Raw genomic sequence first — 1,476 nt, forward strand, 5'->3', positions numbered from 1 at the left:
CTAACGGTTCGGCTCGTATGTTTGGTTCTTAGTTTGAATATACTATAATTTATATAAACAAAGGAGAGTGATTAAGTGGTTGGGCTAGATACAATTAGATTGAAATCGTTGCATGGATATACTACTCTTCTTAATCTAATACTTTTATAAAAGTATTAGCTTGGATATTAAACAATAGCTAAAAGTAGAAGGGACAGCGAGGTCTCGGCTAGATACATTTAGATGATATCGTTTCATAGGTTTTCCGCCCTTCTATAATTTTCTTAGAATCTGAACAGTACCTAGATCCTAAAAGTGTAGAGATCGAATCAAATGCGAGCAAAGATGCTAAAGAGAATTCTAGCTTTAAAAAAGTAGGATATGGAAAAGTGTTTAAAACAAAGTTTAGGTATTGATGTTTCTAAGTTGAATTTATCATTGTCATTAGGTTTTCTAAGTGAAGGGCTAGTTAAGGATTTTAAGTCTCATCCAGATGTTTCTAATGATGTTTCTGGTTACAAAGCGCTTTTACAATGGTTAGGCAAATCGGTTGATAGTAATGTTGAGTTGTTGGTGGTCATGGAAGCTACAGGGGTTTACCATCAGGGTATTGCCCATTATTTACATAAACAGGGTTACGCTGTTAGTGTAATGCAGTCAGGTCGTGTAAAGCGTTATGCCCAGAGTTTGGACCAACGATCAAAGACTGATGCCTTAGACAGTAAAATGCTAAGCATGCTTGGTCTTGAGAGGTCCATTCGCCTTTGGCAACCACCCAGTAAAGAACTAGAACAATTAAAAGCATTGAGCAGAGAGCGAAGTTCTTTGTTAAAGGATAGAACGATAGAGAATAACCGCCAAGGAGCTATTGAATCGAGTGTTTATAGCAATTCTAAAGCCTTGAAAAGGCATAAGAATAGACTGAAACTGTTCAACAGTCAGATAGAACTTATAGAACAAGAAATGCAAGAACTTACCTCTAAAAATGATGTATTGAAAAGGAAGATAGGTTTTATGGTAAGCATTCCTGGAATTTCCTATATTTCTGCAGCTACAGTTATTGGAGAGACCTTAGGTTTTGAATCGATAGTGAATGCAAAACAACTGACGAGCTATGCAGGTTATGATGTTGTATTGCGTGAATCCGGTAATTTTAAAGGAAAAACAAGAATCAGCAAAAAAGGAAACAGTCATATTCGTGCAGCATTACATATGCCATCAATGACTTGTGTGCGTTGTAACCCAACTTTAAAACAGTTTTATGATAGACTTAAGCCGAACAAAGCAAAGCCGTTAGTGGCGCTGGTAGCGGTGCAAAGAAAGCTTTTGATATTGATGTACACCTTATGGAAGAATGAAGAAAATTATGACGCTGAATTTGAAATAAAAAAGCAGCAAAAGCATGAAGCCTTTGCTGCACAGGATAACAACTTGATAAATCAACCTGTTTCCTAAAATTATTAAAGAAAAAATTTGTTTTTTGACACAGTACCTAAG

1 protein-coding gene is annotated in these 1,476 nt (G+C 36.0%); it reads left to right on the plus strand.

Annotated elements, in window-relative coordinates; translation table 11 throughout:
- Nucleotides 1-360 precede the first annotated feature (360 nt).
- On the plus strand, nucleotides 361-1,434 hold the full coding sequence (locus AB657_RS17550) for an IS110 family RNA-guided transposase (RefSeq protein ID WP_047248075.1): 1,074 nt from the start codon (nucleotides 361-363) through the stop codon (nucleotides 1,432-1,434).
- Nucleotides 1,435-1,476 lie beyond the last annotated feature (42 nt).

Origin of the sequence: Maribacter thermophilus (assembly GCF_001020565.1) — a bacterium.
Lineage (GTDB): Bacteria > Bacteroidota > Bacteroidia > Flavobacteriales > Flavobacteriaceae > Maribacter > Maribacter thermophilus.

Excerpts from the sequence above, each read along its gene's own strand:
- AB657_RS17550 (WP_047248075.1), top strand. The coding sequence starts at position 361 with ATGGAAAAGTGTTTAAAACAAAGTTTAGGTATTGATGTTTCTAAGTTG.